The organism is Gaiella sp. (genome assembly GCF_057140465.1).
In genome coordinates, this window is the sequence record NZ_DBNHWK010000010.1 from 1 (window position 1) to 16255 (window position 16255).

General features: G+C 70.6%; 11 protein-coding genes. 5 read left to right on the forward strand and 6 right to left on the reverse strand.

Annotated features, from left to right (window positions below):
* Nucleotides 1-231: VOC family protein (locus tag AC162C_RS00880; protein ID WP_484095900.1), on the forward strand; the 231-nt coding region annotated here is incomplete at its 5' end.
* Between the two features lie 87 nt (nucleotides 232-318).
* Here the strand turns inward: AC162C_RS00880 and AC162C_RS00885 are convergent.
* A complete protein-coding gene (locus tag AC162C_RS00885) occupies nucleotides 319-1104 on the reverse strand; it encodes a c-type cytochrome (protein WP_484095901.1) in 786 nt (261 codons plus the stop codon).
* Nucleotides 1105-1341: 237 nt separating this feature from the next.
* Between AC162C_RS00885 and AC162C_RS00890 the strand changes: the two genes are divergently transcribed.
* On the forward strand, nucleotides 1342-3591 hold the full coding sequence (locus tag AC162C_RS00890; protein ID WP_484095902.1) for an MMPL family transporter: 2250 nt from the start codon (nucleotides 1342-1344) through the stop codon (nucleotides 3589-3591).
* A 7-nt stretch (nucleotides 3592-3598) separates the two neighbouring features.
* On the opposite strand, the gene AC162C_RS00895 is transcribed toward AC162C_RS00890, so the two are convergent.
* The 4 genes from AC162C_RS00895 to AC162C_RS00910 all read right to left on the reverse strand — a co-directional run bounded on the left by AC162C_RS00895 (nucleotide 3599) and on the right by AC162C_RS00910 (nucleotide 6819).
* Nucleotides 3599-5119 carry a hypothetical protein gene (locus AC162C_RS00895; RefSeq protein WP_484095903.1) on the reverse strand — a complete coding sequence of 507 codons (1521 nt, stop codon included), beginning with the start codon at nucleotides 5117-5119 and terminating at the stop codon, nucleotides 3599-3601.
* Nucleotides 5120-5236: 117 nt separating this feature from the next.
* Complete coding sequence (locus tag AC162C_RS00900; RefSeq protein WP_484095904.1) at nucleotides 5237-5737, reverse strand: hypothetical protein; 501 nt, start codon at nucleotides 5735-5737, stop codon at nucleotides 5237-5239.
* A gap of 46 nt (nucleotides 5738-5783) precedes the next feature.
* A complete protein-coding gene (locus tag AC162C_RS00905) occupies nucleotides 5784-6269 on the reverse strand; it encodes a hypothetical protein (protein WP_484095905.1) in 486 nt (161 codons plus the stop codon).
* Between the two features lie 34 nt (nucleotides 6270-6303).
* Complete coding sequence (locus AC162C_RS00910) at nucleotides 6304-6819, reverse strand: hypothetical protein (RefSeq protein WP_484095906.1); 516 nt, start codon at nucleotides 6817-6819, stop codon at nucleotides 6304-6306.
* A 646-nt stretch (nucleotides 6820-7465) separates the two neighbouring features.
* Between AC162C_RS00910 and AC162C_RS00915 the strand changes: the two genes are divergently transcribed.
* Nucleotides 7466-14239, forward strand: a complete 6774-nt coding sequence (locus AC162C_RS00915) for an Ig-like domain-containing protein (protein WP_484095907.1) — start codon at nucleotides 7466-7468, stop codon at nucleotides 14237-14239.
* Nucleotides 14240-14273: 34 nt separating this feature from the next.
* Entirely contained in the window at nucleotides 14274-14909 is a 636-nt protein-coding gene (locus AC162C_RS00920; RefSeq protein ID WP_484095908.1) for a hypothetical protein, read from the forward strand.
* A 107-nt stretch (nucleotides 14910-15016) separates the two neighbouring features.
* On the opposite strand, the gene AC162C_RS00925 is transcribed toward AC162C_RS00920, so the two are convergent.
* Nucleotides 15017-15676: a peroxiredoxin gene (locus tag AC162C_RS00925; protein WP_462972933.1), complete on the reverse strand. Its 660-nt coding sequence runs from the start codon at nucleotides 15674-15676 to the stop codon at nucleotides 15017-15019.
* 216 nt (nucleotides 15677-15892) lie between these two features.
* Between AC162C_RS00925 and AC162C_RS00930 the strand changes: the two genes are divergently transcribed.
* A partial coding sequence (locus AC162C_RS00930; RefSeq protein WP_484095909.1) for a hypothetical protein occupies nucleotides 15893-16255 on the forward strand: 363 nt, incomplete at its 3' end.

Sequence of the window (16255 nt, forward strand, 5' to 3'; positions counted from 1 at the left end):
GAGCCGCTCGGTGAGGACTCGCCGATCGCGCGACAGATCGCCGGCGGCCCGGCGCTCCTGCACCTGTGTTTCGAGGTCGACGACCTCGACACAGCGCTCGAGTCGGCCAGGGACGCGGGGTTCCACCGCATATCGGCTCCGACCGTCGTCCCGGAATGGGGCGGTCGTCGCATCGTTTGGGTGTTCAGCCGCGAGCTGGGGCTCGTGGAGCTCGCCGAGCGGCTCAGCTGATCCGCCGTGTGAGTAGGCCCCGGCACACGCGACGGCGATCGCAGTCGCTGACCCGATCTCCGGGCGAGTCACGCCGGCCGCGTCGCCTCAGCGGCGCGTGCCCTTCGACGCCCGGAGGAAGACCGCGATCCGGCGGAGGTTGGCGTCGCCGAGCTCCGCGTAGGACGGCATCCCCGATCCCGGTCGCACGCAGTCGGGGCAGCGCAGCTTGCGGACGAGCCACGCGAGCGAGCGCTTGCGCGCCGCCTGGCGCGTGAGGTCGGGGGCGCTGGAGCGCTTTGCGCCGCTGCCCGCGTAGACGTGGCACGACCGGCAGTCGGTGACGGCGACGAGCTTCGCACCGGGAATCGCGCTCTTCGGAAGCCTCGCCTTCTTCCTCCAGGCAGCGACCGTGGCGCGGCAGCGGGCGCTCGCGTCGCACGCGGCGAGCGGTCGCGGTGGGATGCGGGGGGCCGGGACCGACGTGAACGGCTTCCCGATCAGGTACGAGACGAGGTCGTCGAGCTCGCGCTTCGAGAGCTGGGCGTACGACGGCATCGCGCCGCTGACGTAGCCCGGGACGGCGAAGGCGCGCGGCGCGACGATCGACTCGAGCACGTACGGCCCGAGCGTCTTGCCGGCGGCGGCTGCGTTCCGGGCCATCGCCGCCTTCTCGAGCTTCGGGCCCGCCGGCCGCTCGTCGCCGACCGGGCTCGCGTCGTGACATCCGCCGCAGCCGCGCGTGAGGTAGACGGTACGACCGCGCTCCGGGCTCCCGGCGCGCGACGCGTCGGGGCGCCCCTCGCCGATCGCCGCCACGACCCCTGCGAAAAGCACCGCGCACCCGACCGCGGTCACGATCCGCGCCGCTCGGTTGCGACGGAACGACCCCATCGACCCGATCGTACCCCCGTCTCGACCCCGATTCCCTGTGGGAATCCCGCATCGGAGGCGGATGATCCCGCAGACCCGCCCGCTCGCCGCGCCCGTCCCCGTCGCTCCCGACCGAGGCAGCCGAGCCGTCGCCGCCTCCTCGCCGCACACCGCATCGGAGGCGGCGAGGAGGCGTCACCGGCGACTGGCGGCCGGCGCACCGCCGGCGCCGTGCCGAAGTTCGTCTAGGCTTCCCACGTGCTCGAGCGGTGGACCCGCGCAGTCCTTCGCTTCCGCCTCCTCGTCCTCGTCCTCTGGCTCGGCGTCCTCGTCGTCGGCGCCGCCGCCTCCCAGGGGCTCCCGGCGCTCCTGTCCAACTCGTTCGCCGTCCCCGGCACCGAGTCCGACCGGGCGGCGCAGCTGCTCGAGAGCGCCTTCGGCGAGCGCACCGACGGCACGTTCACCGTCGTCATCCGCGTCGCGCGCCCGTTCGACGAGACCGTTCAGGAGGAGCAGCAGCAACGGCTCGAGGCCGCCGCCCGGAGCATTCCCACGAGCACGGTCGGCGAGCTCCGGCCGGGAGCCGGCGTCGTCTATGCGACGGTGGCGACACGGCTCGACCTCACGGGCGCCAAGGGGTACGCCGACGACCTCCGGCGGGCACTGGCGGAGCCGGGCGCGCCGCCCGTCCTCGTCACCGGGCCACCCGCGATCCAGCGCGACCTCGACCCGGTGTTCGCATCCGACCTCCGCCGCGGGGAGCTGATCGCGATCCCGATCGCGCTGCTCGTGCTGATCGCGCTCTTCGGCGTCTCGGTCGCCGTCCTCGTGCCGTTCGCCTTCGCCGCCTGCACGATCACCGCGACGCTCGGGGCGATCTGGCTGATCGCCCACCAGTTCTCGATGGTCGCGTACGTGACGAACGTCGTGGAGCTGATCGGCCTCGGGCTCGCCGTCGACTACTCGCTGCTGATCGTCAACCGCTTCCGCGAGGAGCTCGCCCGCGGACGCACGCGCGACGACGCGATCGTCACGACGATGCAGACGGCCGGCCGCGCGGTCGTCGCCTCCGGCATGGCGGTGACGATCGGGCTCGCGCTGCTCCTCTTCATCCCGGTGCCGTTCGTCCGCTCGCTCGGCGTCGGCGGCGCCCTGATCCCGCTCGCGTCGATCGCGGCGGCGCTCACGCTGCAGCCCGCGCTCCTCTCGCTGCTCGGCGCTCGCGGCGCGCGGGGGATCCCGGTTCGCGAGCTCCTCCGCGGTCGCCTGCGCCCCACGCTCCCCCACCTCCCCGGGTCGGCCGACGTCGACCACGGCTTCTGGGCGCGGCTCGCCCGCACGATCATGCGGCGACCCTGGCCGTTCCTCGTCTCGGGCACGGCCCTGCTCGTCGCCGCGGCGGTGCCCCTGGTCGCGATCACCCTCACGCCCGGGTCGATCTCCGGCATCCCTCCCTCGCTCGAGTCGGCCCGCGGCCTCGAGCTGCTGCGCGACAGCGTCGGCCCGGGAGCCGTCACGCCGACGCACGTCGTGATCGACACCGGGGAGCCGGGCTCGACACGAACCGGCCCCACCCGGGACGCGATCGACCGGCTCGCCGACCGTCTGTTCAACGAGCCGGAGGTGGCGGTCGTCGCCTCCGGCCGCAAGCCGCCCTACGTCGACGACAGCGGGCGTTTCGCCCGCGTGATCGTCGCCGGGCGACACGAGTACGGCGACCCCGTCTCCCAACGCTTCGTCCGGCAGCTCCGCGAGGAGCTGATCCCGGCCGCACGGTTCCCCGAAGGCGTCACGGTGCAGGCCGGCGGCGCGCCGCCGCAGGGTGTCGACTTCCTCGACCGCGCGTACGCCGTGTTCCCGTGGCTCGTGGCCGCCGTCCTCGCGCTCACCTTCGTCGTCTTGATGCGGACGTTCCGCTCGCTCGTGCTCCCGCTCAAGGCCGTGCTGCTGAACCTCCTGTCGGTGGCCGCCGCGTGCGGGCTGCTGGTCCTCGTCGCCCAGTGGGGCGTCGGGGCCGACCTCGTCGGCCTCGACCAGACGGGCCAGATCGACGGCTGGATCCCGATCCTCCTCTTCGCGACGCTCTTCGGCCTCTCGATGGACTACGAGGTGTTCCTCGTCACGAGAATGCGCGAGTCGTGGGATCACGTCCCGGACAACCGGCGCGCGGTCGCCCACGGCCTCGAGCGCACCGGCCGCATCGTGACCGCGGCGGCCGCGATCATGGTGGCGGCGTTCCTCGGCTTCGTGCTCGGCGGCGTCGCGGCGCTGCAGGAGCTCGGGATCGGGCTCATCCTCGCGATCGTGATCGACGCGACGATCGTGCGGATGGTCCTCGTGCCGTCGCTGATGGCGGTCGTCGGGCGCTACAACTGGTGGCTCCCCGACCGTCTCGCGCGGATCCTGCGGGTCGCCCCCTCGCCCCTGCTGTGGGACGGCGAGGTCGCCGTCGCCACCGCCGGCGCGAAGGAGGCGGGAGACGGCGCCGGAGCGCCGCCCCCCGCGTGAGGAATGCCTACTTGACGACCTTGATCGCCAGGCGGAACGCCGGCAGCTCGTAGCCCGCGGCGAGACCGGGGGCGTCCGTCGCGAATCCGAGCAACGGCACCATCCCGAGCTGGGAGTACGGGTACGCCGGGTTCTGCGTGTACAGGAGCGGATAGAGGTCGATCAGATGGGTACCCGGCTCTCCGGTGGCGAAGAGCTGGATCCGCACGTACCCGTTCGAGTTGAACCCGCAGGCGTAGCCGATGTAGGCGTTGTCGTAGGTGACCGCGACCGTATTGTCGATCTGCGTCCACCCGACGCCCTTGATCTCGACGATGAACGGCTCGCCCGCCTTCACGACCTTCGGCGCCTTCACGAACGAGCGCTTCACGAAGTAGGGCACCTGCGCCTTCACCTGCCCGGCCTGCACGACCTGGATCACGTGCCAGCCGCCGAGACCGTCCGGGATCGTCACGGCGCTCTGCAGCGTCCCGGCCGCGCTCGCGGTTCCGCGACCGAGCGGCACGGACACGAAGTTCCAGCACGTCCCCGTGCAGTTGACGCGGTTGCCGACCACGGTCGACCAGACGAGGTCGACGGGGGCGCCGGCCACGAGCCCTGCAGCGGTGATGCTCACCTTCGACAGGATCGGGCCGCTCGCGGAGTCGAGCTTCGCGCTCGCAGTGGTCTGCGGCTCGAGATTGGCCTCGAGGAGCGTCGTCTTCGCGTCGATCGTCGGCTTCACCTTCGCCGGCCACTCGAGCCGGTTCGGCGGCGGGCCTGCGTCCTTCGTCACGGTGAACTTGAAGCGATGCCCGTCCGTCCACGGCACGGGTGACTGCTCCATGTTCAGGTACGGGACGGTGTGGCTCGACCCGCCGTACTCGATCCAGTGCACGCCGGGCGGGCCGGCGGCGCGGAGCTTGAACTTCACCGTGCCGCGCGTGGTGTTCGCCGACACCGCGCCCGTGTAGCGGTTGTCCCACAGGACGCCGCCGACGCTCTCGTAGGTCGGCGAGCCCATCCCCTGCACGGTGACGGTGATCGGCGTGCCGACCGGGCCCTTCTTCGGGCTGATCTTGACCACGCGCTCGAGCAGGAAGCCGCCCTTCGCGACCTGGACGCCGTCGACGACGGCGTAGATGTCGTGCAGCCCGCCGAAGTCGACCGGGGCCTTGAGGTTGACCTTGAGCGCCCCGTTCGCATCGGTCCTCGCCTTCGCCAGCTCGACGGCGAACTTGTCGACCTTGCGGCCGATGTAGTCGAAGGTGTCGGGCTTCGGGTCGAGGATCCAGCGGACGCTCGCCGTCGACCAGGCGATCGTGACCTCCTTGTTCGCCGGGAGGCCGGCGCCGGTGAGCGTCACCGCCTTCCCGGCCGGCGCGATGTCCGGCGTCGCCGTCAGCGTCTTCATCGTGTCGGCCGGCGTGCCGAGGTTCGTGACCGGGCCCGGCAGGCCCGGGGCGCCCGGGACGGCCGGCGTCGGCACGGGCGTCGGGTCGGCGAGGGCCGCGGACTGGACGAGCATCACGGTCACGGCGACGGTCACGCCGGCGACGGCAAGTCGCCGCCACGGCCTCGCTGTGTTTGGTGATCGGGTCATCAGGGATTCCTCTCCGTTGTCTCTGTCTTCTGTGTTGTCTCTAGTCCTCTGTCTCTGTCGCGGCTACTTCTTCCGCGCGGTCTTCTTCTTCGCCTTGAGGGCGCTCGGCGTCACGGTCAGCGTGTAGTCGTAGCGCCCGGCCTTGCCCGCCTCGGTCTTGAAGTCGACGCGGACGGTCACGGTCCCGAGCGGGTAGGCGGGTGGGATCACCCAGGCCACCGTCCAGAAGAAGACGCGGTCCCGTCCGTGTGCGCCCCAGTTGAGCTTCAGCGGCTCGGCGACTCCGGGCACCGTGACGAACGCCTCGGCGACGTTCGCGGTGGACAGGATGTCGCCGGTCGCGGCCTCGCTGCCCCAGATGCGGAACACGACCTGCTCGCCCCGCTTGAAGTTGTTCGTCTGGGTGCATGTAATCGCCCGCGGCGGGACTCCCACCGGGCGAGGTCCGTTCACGGTGTCGACGTAGAGGAAGACGTCCTGCTTGGCAGGCGTCTGCGCGGCCGCGGACGCCGCGAGCGCGCCGAGCGCGATCACGAGCCCGAGTGTCAGGACGAGCCCTCTCATCGAGTACCTCCTGATGTCAGCGTTCATAGGTCTCTCGCCCCTTCCTCTAGCCCGTCACCGTCAGTTGCGCCAGATCGACGGGGATCTGCACGAAGTTGCCGTACTCGCCCTGCTTCGTCCGGAACCGCACCTTGAAGTTGACGAGCCCGGTCGGGTAGTCCGCAGGGATCGTCCACGAGGCGGTCCACGGCCAGGCTCCTCCCGAGGCCGAGTAGGCGAGCTTCAGGTTCGGCTGGCCGGGAACCGCCACGTACGCGTACCGGGCTTCCTGGTTGGTGATCGCGTTGCCGGTGCCGTTCTGACCGCTGTAGACCTGGAACACGACCGTCTCGCCACGGGCGAACCGGTTGTTGTGGGCCCCGGCGCCCAGGCTGTGCCCGGCGGCCGTCACCGTCTGCGCCGAGACGAACAGCTTCTCGACCTTCGGCGACGGAAACGGCTTCTCCGCCGGCGTCTGCGCCCAGACGACGGACCCGATCGCGACCGTCAGCGCTGCTCCCGCAATCGCGACGATGATCATCGTTCGTCTCATTAGCGTCTCCTTCTTCCGTTGTTGCCCATTCCGACTAGACCGTGACGACTCCGTTGAGCTTGACCGAGAACGTGCCGGCGCCCCGGTCGTAGACGCCGGTGATCTTGAAGGTGCCCTTGGCCTTCTTCATCGGGTAGAGCTTCTTGCCGACCTTGACCTTGCCGGCCCCTCCGGTGACCTTGGCCCGGGCGTTGATGCTGAAGAACTTGCCCTCCTCGTCACCGCATCCCTGGGCGCCGGAGAGCATCGTGAAGGTGATCTTCATCCCCTTCACGCCGGTGATCTGGCCGGTGCCGGTGAACGGGACGCACGGCTGCGCGGAGGCGTCGCCCTTGCCGACGCCGGTGATCTTCCCGACGCCGAGGGGCGCCGCCTTGCCAGGGCCGCTCGCCGCGATGTCGGCGAGGTCGTCGACGACGTTCACCGTCGCCTGGCCTGCGTAGGCGCCGGTGAGCTTCACCTTGACCGCGCTGGCGCTCCCGAGCCCCGATCCCGCCGTGATCGCCGCCACCGCGGCCACGACGAGCGTGAGCATGCCGAACTTCCTCACGTTTGCCCTCCTCGAGCATCGAACGGAATTGACGGCGGAGTGCCCGTGCGACGCACGCTCGAATGCCCCACAGGGCTTCCTCGTCTCTCCGCTGGGCTCGCTTCTACGCATCCGCACGCCACCAATGGAAGTGATCTTCGTGGGCGCCGCTGCCCGGGGCATCGGCGGTTCTGCCGAGGGTCGCTTCGGGGAAATACGGTGATCCCCGATGCCCAATGACGTGACAGGTCGCACGAACTCATCTCGGCTGCATGTATTTTCCTGCATTTTCGACACTCGACGACGACGATCGCAGGGGCCCGCGAGCGCACGCCCCGGAGGCTGGAGCGTCGGCGATGTGATCGCTCGGGGCCGCTTACCGTAGGTCGCGAGACGTCCTCGCACACCCGGGTCGGCCTCGTGCGGCCGCGCCCCCCGCGAAGACACGCACGAAACAGCATGAAATCGTAAGGGGTTGCATCTCCAGGGCGATCGTGTTAGAAAGCCCCTTCATTGCCGTCGGTCCGGGGAAGACCGCGAAGGGGGACAGCTGACCTAGGGGGGAACGGGACGGGGGAGACAGGGCGACGGACAGTGATCGTCGCCTTCCGTTCTGCGGCCCCGGAAACGGGGGAAGGACGTGCTTTCGAAGCCCAAGCGGCGGGCTGTGACCGCCGTATTGCTCGCATACGCCGGCGGCTACGTGTTGCATCGGCTGCACGCGGACCTGCACGAGGCCCACCAGATCAACCCGACGCTGCACTGGCTGCGGGACTCGAGCCTTGCCTTCCCACCGACCCTGCTCGTCGTGCTCGTCGCGACCGCGGTCGCCGGCGTTCTCGTCGAGGTGCTCGGCCTCGCCGGACGGCGCGCCTGGGGGCGGGTGGTCTGGGCGCTCGTCGCGGCGGTCGGCTACGCCATCGCGTCGATCCCCGGCAACATCGCGCACGGGTGGCTGTTCGGCGCCGGCCACGAGGGGCAGGGCGCACTGGGGCACGCGGTCAACGACGCGTCCGCGGCGCTGGGCGCCGCGCTCGTCATCCTCGTCGGCGTCACGGTGCTCCTCGGCGCCCCGTTCGAGCCGCAGGCGCCCGTCGCCCGTGCCCTCGGCGCGCTGCGGCGCCGCGGTGTCCGCGGCACGGCCGTCCACGCCCTCGATGCCGTCGCGGTCGGCCGTGGGGCGCGGGCCGCAACTGCCCTCGTGCCCGCGGTGATCCTCGTCGCGTGCGCGGCTGCGCTCACGTCGCACACGGGGAGCGCAGGCGCGGCGACGGGCGGGACCTGCGAGGGGTTCAGCTTCGCCGGCGGGACGCGCACGATCGAGGCGGACGTCGTCGCACTCGAGCAGCGCTTCTACTACAACCGGCTCGGCGTGCTGGCCGGCGCGCCGGAAGACCCGTACGGGCTCGTCTACGCGCTGCGAGGCGACGTCGTCGACAAGACGACCGGCCTCACCGAGGCCGAGGGTGGAACACTCACCGCGGGCAACGTCGAGCTCCGACCCGGCGAGCGGCCGCGGCCGCTCGTGCTGCGCATGAACGTCGGCGACTGCCTCGTGGTCCACTTCCAGAACCTGCTCGGGGCAGCGCCGAAGCCGGATCATCCGGCCGACCGCCACGTCTCGGTCCACGTCAACGGGCTGCAGATGGCGAACGCCGGAGGGCTGTCGGGGATCGCGAGTGACGGGTCCTTCGTCGGCGAGAACGAGAGCAGCCTCGCCGCTCCGGGCGAGAAGCGCGACTACGCGCTCTTCGCCGAGTACGAGAACACGTACCTCATGTACAGCATGGGCACCCCGGTCGGCGGCGAGGGCCTCAACGCCTCGATCTCGCTCGGGCTGTTCGGCGCGATCAACGTCGAGCCGTGGGGCACGGAGTGGTACCGGAGCCAGGTCACGCGCGAGGAGATGGACATCGCGACGACCAAGACGGCGGCGACGGGGCAGCCGATCCTCGACTACGACGCCGTCTACCCGGCGGGGGCGGCGGAGGGGCGCGCCGGCCTGCCGGTCCTGCACATGCTCCAGGGCAACGAGATCGTCCACTCCGACCTCAACGCCGTGATCACCGGCCCCGACCGGGGCCTGATTCCGAAACAGTCGTACCCCGATGCGTACTGGCAGAACGAGAACTACAACCAGCACCGTGACCGGGGCGAGGAGCCGTTCCGCGAGTTCACCGTGATCTTCCACGACGAGATCAAGGCGGTGCAGGCGTTCGCCGAGTTCGACGACCCGACGCTCAGCCACACCCTGCACGGCGTCAAGGACGGGTTCGGGATCAACTACGGCACCGGCGGCATCGGCGCCGAGATCCTCGCGAACCGCAAGGGCGTCGGTCCCATGGGCAAGTGCGTGGAGTGCAAGTACGAGGAGTTCTTCCTCAGCTCGTGGGTCGTCGGCGACCCGGCGATGGTCGTCGACAACCCGGCGAACGAGCCCGGAGTGGCGACGAAGGCCCTCTACCCGGACGACCCGGCGAACGTCCACCACAGCTACCTCAACGACCGCGTCAAGTTCCGCAACCTGCACGCCGGGCCGAAGGAGCACCACATCTTCCACCTGCACGCCCACCAGTGGCAGTACGACTGGAACGAGAAGCGCTCGTCCTACCTCGACAGCCAGAACATCGGGCCCGGCGGGGGGTTCACGTACGAGATCGCCTACGGCGGCTCCGGCAACCGCAACAAGACGGTCGGCGACTCGATCTTCCACTGCCACTTCTACCCCCACTTCGCCCAGGGGATGTGGGAGCTCTGGCGCGTGCACGACACGTTCGAGCAGGGCACGCTGCTCGACGCCGACGGGACGCCCGCGCTCGTCGAGGGCGCCGACGGGAGCACGCGGCTCTCGCGCGCCTTCCCCGACGGCGAGATCGTCAAGGGGACTCCGATCCCGGGTGTCGTGCCGCTGCCGACGCTGGCGATGGCGCCGATGCCGAACCCGAAGACGGCGGTCGTGCCGTACGACCTCACCGGCGACGGCGTCGACGACTCGAGCCAGATCGACGCCGACGGTGACGGCGTCGCGGATCTCGAGCAGACCGACGGTGAGGGCAACCGCTTCGCGACCGGGCTGAGCGAGACGAGCGCGAACCCCGGCTATCCGTTCTTCGTGCCGGGCGTCGCAGGCCACCGGGCGCCCACACCGCCGATGGACATCGCGATCGACGAGGAGACGGAGAACCCGATCGACGGAGGCCTGGCGCGCCACATCATCGTCGACGGCGAACGCGAGCAATTCGAGACCCGCCTCGACATGAACACCGAGCTCACGAAGGCGTCGGTCGTGTACCTGCCCGAGGGCGGGACACCGGCCGAGAAGGCGGCGATGGCGTTCCACGGAGTCCAGTGGCACGCGACGTCGACGACCGGCGACGCGGCGGTCTCAGGGCCCGGAAGCTTCGAGACGAACGGCCTGCCGGCCGTCGCGGGGGCGCCGTTCGCGAACCCGTGCCGGACCGAGACGGCGAACACCAGCGGCGGCTTCGCGCCGCTCGGGTCGATCGCGAAGACCCGCACGTACAAGGCGGCCGTCGTCGAGCTCGACACGACGATCAACAAGCTCGGCTGGCACTTCCCGCAGCAGCGGATCCTCTCGCTGAACGAGGACGTCGACGACGTGCTCGGCGGCAAACGGGCGCCCGAGCCGCTCGTCATGCGACTGGGGGTCGGCGACTGCACGTCGTTCGAGCACACGAACCTCGTGCCGAACGTCTACGAGCTCGACGACTACCAGGTGCGCACGCCGACGGACATCATCGGCCAGCACATCCACCTCGTGAAGTTCGACGTCCTCGCAGCCGACGGCTCGGCGAACGGCTTCAACTACGAGGACGGGACGCTCTCGCCGGAGGAGGTCGAGGAGCGGATCCACGCGGTCCGCGCCGACGCAGAGGCGAAGGGGTCGCCCTGTGCCAACGACACGAACGGGAACGCCCGCCTCGACGCCGAGGGCGAGGAGCCGACGCCCGCATGCCCGCTCGCGGTCCAGCATCCGACGTTCAAGGACGTGGCCGGCGTGGAGAAGCTCGCCTGGGGCGCGCGGACCACGATCCAGCGCTGGTACGCCGACCCGCTGCTCAACGACTCGTGGGACAAGGGGCTCGGCACCGTGTTCACCCACGACCACTACGGGCCGTCGACGCACCAGCAGGTCGGGCTCTACGGAACCGTGCTGATCGAGCCCGAGGGCTCGACCTGGAAGCATTCGCAGACCGGCGTCATGATGGGCTCGCGAGACGACGGCGGGCCGACCTCCTGGCGCGCCGACGTGATCACGGCCAACCCGGCGAACAGCTTCCGCGAGTTCTACCTCGAGTTCTCGGACTTCCAGCACGCCTACGAGCAGGGCGGTGGTGCGCTCGGCTCACAGGACAACGGGGCCGGCGTCACGATCCCGTCGTACGCGGACTTCGACAAGGTCGTGAACCCGTCGTTCCGGCTCGAGCCGCCGAGCGGGAGCAAGACCGACCTCTACTGGTTCCCGCCGACATGCCCAGGCGGCGCTCCGCGGCCGTGCCCGGAAGCGATCTCCGCCGACGACCCCGGGACGTACGTCGTCAACTACCGCAACGAGCCGCTCGCCGCACGGGTCTACGACCCGACCGGCAAGACGCAGGCCGCCGGCGAGCCGGGTGACCTGTCGCGCGTCTTCGAGTCACGGACGGACCGAGAGTGGGCGCCGCTCAACTCGCAGCCCGGCGTGTACCCGCCCCTCACCCCCGACGTCGGGCCGGGCGACCCGTTCACGCCGCTCCTCCCCGTCTACCAGGGGGACCGGGTGCGCCTGCGCGTCCAGGTCGGCGGACAGGAGGAGGAGCACAACTTCACGCTCCACGGGCTGAAGTGGCAGCACGAGCCGCGCAACCCCAACTCGGGCTGGCGAGCCGGTGGACCGACCGGGATCTCGGAGTACTTCAACCTCGAGGCGCCGGTGGTCCCGGACCTCTCGACGGGGCAGTCGAACAAGAACGTCGACTACGTCTGGGAGGCCGGCGCACAGACGGAAGGCCGCTGGAACGGCGTGTGGGGCCTCCTGCGCTCGTACGGGAAGCAGCGCACGGACCTGCGCCAGCTTCCGAACAACCAGATCCCGGCCGCCGGCTGGACCGTCTCGAACCTGCACGAGTTCACCCAGGCGTGCCCGAAGAAGACCGGCGGCGCACAGACCCCGACACGACGCTACGCCGTGACCGCCGTGCGGGCGAAGGACGTGCTCGGGGACGACGGGCTCGTCTACAACGACCGCCGCACCAAGCTCGTCGACCCCAACGGCCTGATGTACGTGATGACCAACGACCTCGTGCGCGATGCCGACGGCAAGCCCACCGGCCTGCGGCCGGGGACGCCGATCGAGCCGATCGTGCTGCGGGCCGGTGCCGGCGAGTGCATCAAGGTCGACCTCGAGAACGCGCTGCCCGCCGTCGTGCCCGAGCACGACGGCTTCAACTCCCTGCCGCCGATCATCCGCAAGAGCAAGGTGAACGGAGGCTTCACGACCTTCAACGCGAACGACATCCGCCCGTCGAGCAGGGTCGGGCTCGCTCCCCAGCTCGTCGCACACGACGTGCGCAAGTCGGGTGGATTCGACGCCGGGACGAGCAACGCGGCGAACACCGTCGGCCCCGGCGAGAGCAAGCAGTACACGTGGTACGCCGGCGAGCTCGGGTTCGAGCCCGACGGCGCGGGCAAGCTGAAGATCGTCGCGAAGCCCGTCGAGCTCGGGGCGGTCAACCTCATGGCGGCGGACCCGATCGAAGGCGCCAGCAAGGGCCTCGTCGGGGCGCTCGTGATCGAGCCGCCCGGTGCGACGTGGACGAACGACCCGGGCACGCGTGTCGCCGCGACCGTGCGGTTCCCCGACGGGGCGGGAACGAAGGCGTTCCGCGAGTTCGTCACCGTGCTCCAGGACGACCTCAACCTGCGTCGAGGCGGCTGTAGCGGCGGACTCCCGTGCGCCATCCCCAACGTCAACGGCGAGGGCGGCGGGTTCCCCGAGGACCCGCAGGACTCCGGCCAGAAGGCGATCAACTACGGCGCGGATCCGCTCTGGCACCGCCTCGGAATCGCCGCCGACACGCCGTTCGAGAGCGCATCGCTGCTCGGGAACACAAACGTCCACAAGCTGTTCTCGAACACCATCGTCGGAGGCGAGGACCCGTTGACGGCGGTCTTCCCGGCGAGCCCGGTGGCGGGGCCCGAGCCGATACGCATGCGCCTCGTGCAGCCGGGGGGCCATTCACGCGGGCACGAGTTCACCGTGCACGGCCACGCCTGGCAGCGGCAGCCGTACATCGACGACTCCGGCCGCCTGAATCGCGACTTCCACGAGGACCCCACCGATCTCGGCGGACCGATGAACGGACACAACATGACCTCGTGGTGGATCTCGTCGCAGGAGGGAATGGGGCCAGCGGTCCACTACGACCTCGTGTTCAAGGAGCGCGGCGGTGAGTTCACGACGCCGGGCGACTACCTGTTCCGCGACTTCGGCTCGTTGGGCACGTTCCAGGGGCTGTGGGGCATCCTCCGCGTCGACACGACGCCGCCGATGGCGCGCGTCGACTCGTACGTCGCCCCGCCGCGAGCGGCCGCCGGCGACCCGGGCCTGGAGATCGCCGCCGCGGTCGGCGTCAAGGCGAACGACGTCGACCTCGACGGGCACGAGCTCCCGCCCGCCGCCCTCGTGTCGGGGGTGTCCCACGGCACCCTGAACCTCGACGCCGACGGGTCCTTCACGTACACGCCGGCCGTCGGGTACGTCGGCAAGGACTCCTTCACGTACCGGCTCGGGCCGGGAGGCCCGAGGGCGGTCGTCCTGCTCTCCGTACGCTCCAAGCCGCCGACGGCCGCGAACGACTACGTTGCGGTCGCAAGCGGGAGCAGCCAGGCGATCATCCCCGTGCTCGCGAACGACACCGACCCCGAGAACGACGAGCTGAAGCTCGTGCTCACGAACGAGGGCGACGAGGTGCAGGTGGAGCGGGTCAAGGGGACGACCGCCAAGGGATACGTGACCCCGTACGGTGAGATCGGCGTCCTCTACACGCCGTTCGGCGGAGCCACGGGCAGCGACGTCTTCAAGTACACGATCGAGGACGAGACGGGCAACCGCACGACCGGGACGGTGTACGTGACGATCACGGGCGACGAGGGGTCGGTCACCGTCACCAGCGCGGTCTGGGACAAGAAGGCGAAGCGGTGGACGATCGAGGGCACGGTCGGCACGCTCGAGGAGTTCGCTCCCGGCAAGAGCGCGAAGGTCACGGCCAAGCTGAAGACGACGATCGGCGACGTCACCGTGGACGGCGTCACCGTCGACGGGAAGGGCTGGAAGATCGGCCCGACAGGGACGTCGCCGCCGAAGAGCTGCGGCGAGAAGATCACCGTCCAGTCGAGCCTCGGCCCGACCGTGTCCGGAATCCCGGTGACGTGCGGATGACCACGCGCAGGCACGCAACCAGGGAGACGACCTGATGGCAGGGGCACGCAGCGCCCGCGTCCCGCGAACGCTCGCGCCGCCGGGCGTGCCGGCCCGGCGGCGCCCCGGGCTTCCGGGGCTCCGCGGAGCCCGCATCGAGCGGTCGCTCCTCGCGCGCGTCGGGCTCGTGCTCGCGATCGCCGTCGTGCTCGTGGTCGGCGTCTCCGGCCTGCTCGTCGATCGAAGCGGCGGCGAGGCGGCGGCCGTCGGAGAGGTGATCGAGATCGACGGCGGCGAGCTCCGAGTCGACGCAGTTCGCTACTGGAACCAGAGCCAGCACATGCGGACGATGCCGGGCATGAAGATGCCCGACCCGCTGCCGAAGGGCTACCGCCGCTTCTGGGTCGACGTCACGATGCTCGCGCGAGGCGGCCCCGGCATCCGCGTCGAGCCCGCGGCCTTCGCCGTTGCCGCCCCCGCAGGCGGGCAGCCGATCGGGCCCCACTGGTCGTCGGACGGCCTCGAGAGGATCCTTCCCGGTGCCGAGGGCACGCTGATGCTGCTCTTCCAGGTCCCCGAGGGCCAGCAGGACGTCCTCCTCCTCGTTCCCGGGACGTCGCGCTCGATCCTCGTCCCCGGCCCGGACGGGACGACCGCGGGCGACCACGACAACGGAGCCCACGGCCACTAGAAGGCCGGGAGCGCGCCGACGGCATCGGTACCGGCCGCGCTCGTCGCGCGGCGCGATCGAGGGGTGGACCTGCGCCTAGGGGGTGACGCCCGGCCGGTCGCGACCGGTCAGCGCGGCTGGGGGACGATGCGGAGGTAGGGCTTCGGCTCCTCCCATCCGTCCGGCCAGATCTCCTTCGCCTCGTCGTTCGAGACCGAGCCGGCGATGATCACGTCGTCGCCCTGCTGCCAGTTCGCAGGGGTCGAGACCCTGTGGGCGGCGGTCAGCTGCAGCGAGTCGATCACGCGCAGCACCTCGTCGAAGTTGCGTCCCGTGGTCATCGGGTAGACGAGCACGAGCTTCACCTTCTTGTCCGGACCGATCACGAACACGTTCCGCACCGTCTGGTTGTCGACCGCCGTCCGGTCGCGCGGGTCGCCTGCCACACTCGACCCGAGCATCCCGTAGAGCTTCGAGACCGTGAAGTCGGCGTCCCCGATGATCGGGTAGTTGGGTGCGTGGCCCTGTGTCTCCTCGATGTCGCGCGCCCACGTCTCGTGGTCGTCGGTCGAGTCGACCGAGAGCCCGATCACCTTGACGCCGCGGCGGTCGAACTCGGGCTTGATCCTCGCCATGTACCCGAGCTCGGTCGTGCACACCGGGGTGAAGTCCTTGGGGTGTGAGAAGAGCACCGCCCAGGAGTCGCCGATCCACTCGTGGAAGTCGATCGGCCCCTCCGTCGTCTGCGCCTGGAAGTTCGGCGCCGTGTCTCCGATCTGCAGCGTCATCGCATCCTCCTCGTCGTCCGTCGGCTCATCGTCGGTTGGCGTGCCGACACATTACTTCATTTTGGATAGTGCGGGTGCGGGCGGCTCGTCCCCGTGGGTGCGGGGACGCGGGTGGGACGGCGCGGCCGCCACCGCACGTCGGGATGCGGGTATGCCGTGGAGGCTGCGCGTGGAAGAGCGGATGCGCGTGCCCGCCCCGGGATCGACGATCTGCACATGGAGGTCTCGTCGGCGGCCCCCAGGCCGCCGGAGCGGGAGGACGTCGGCGGCCGGCGACGGTTTCGCCCGTGGATCGTGCTCGCGGCGCTCGGCGCGGCGCTCCTCGGCGCGGTCGTCGCGCCGGCATCGTGGCCGACCGGCAGCGGCTCGCTCCTCGTCGGCTTCCGGGGGACGCCGCTCGTCGAGCGGCCCGTCGAGGTCGGCGCGACCGACCCCGTGCGCGTCGTCGCCGCGCGCGGGCCGATCCGGATCACGGTGGAGCTCCCGGAGGGCGTCCCCGTCGACGCCCCGATCCGCGCCTCGATCCGCGCGACCCGTGAGGGCCGTGTCTTCCGCCCGAAGCTCGACGCGGTCCAGCTC

Coding starts and splice junctions, on each gene's coding strand:
- AC162C_RS00885 (WP_484095901.1), bottom strand. CDS start 1,104: ATGGGGTCGTTCCGTCGCAACCGAGCGGCGCGGATCGTGACCGCGGTC.
- AC162C_RS00900 (WP_484095904.1), bottom strand. CDS start 5,737: ATGAGAGGGCTCGTCCTGACACTCGGGCTCGTGATCGCGCTCGGCGCG.
- AC162C_RS00905 (WP_484095905.1), bottom strand. CDS start 6,269: ATGAGACGAACGATGATCATCGTCGCGATTGCGGGAGCAGCGCTGACG.
- AC162C_RS00920 (WP_484095908.1), top strand. CDS start 14,274: ATGGCAGGGGCACGCAGCGCCCGCGTCCCGCGAACGCTCGCGCCGCCG.
- AC162C_RS00925 (WP_462972933.1), bottom strand. CDS start 15,676: ATGACGCTGCAGATCGGAGACACGGCGCCGAACTTCCAGGCGCAGACG.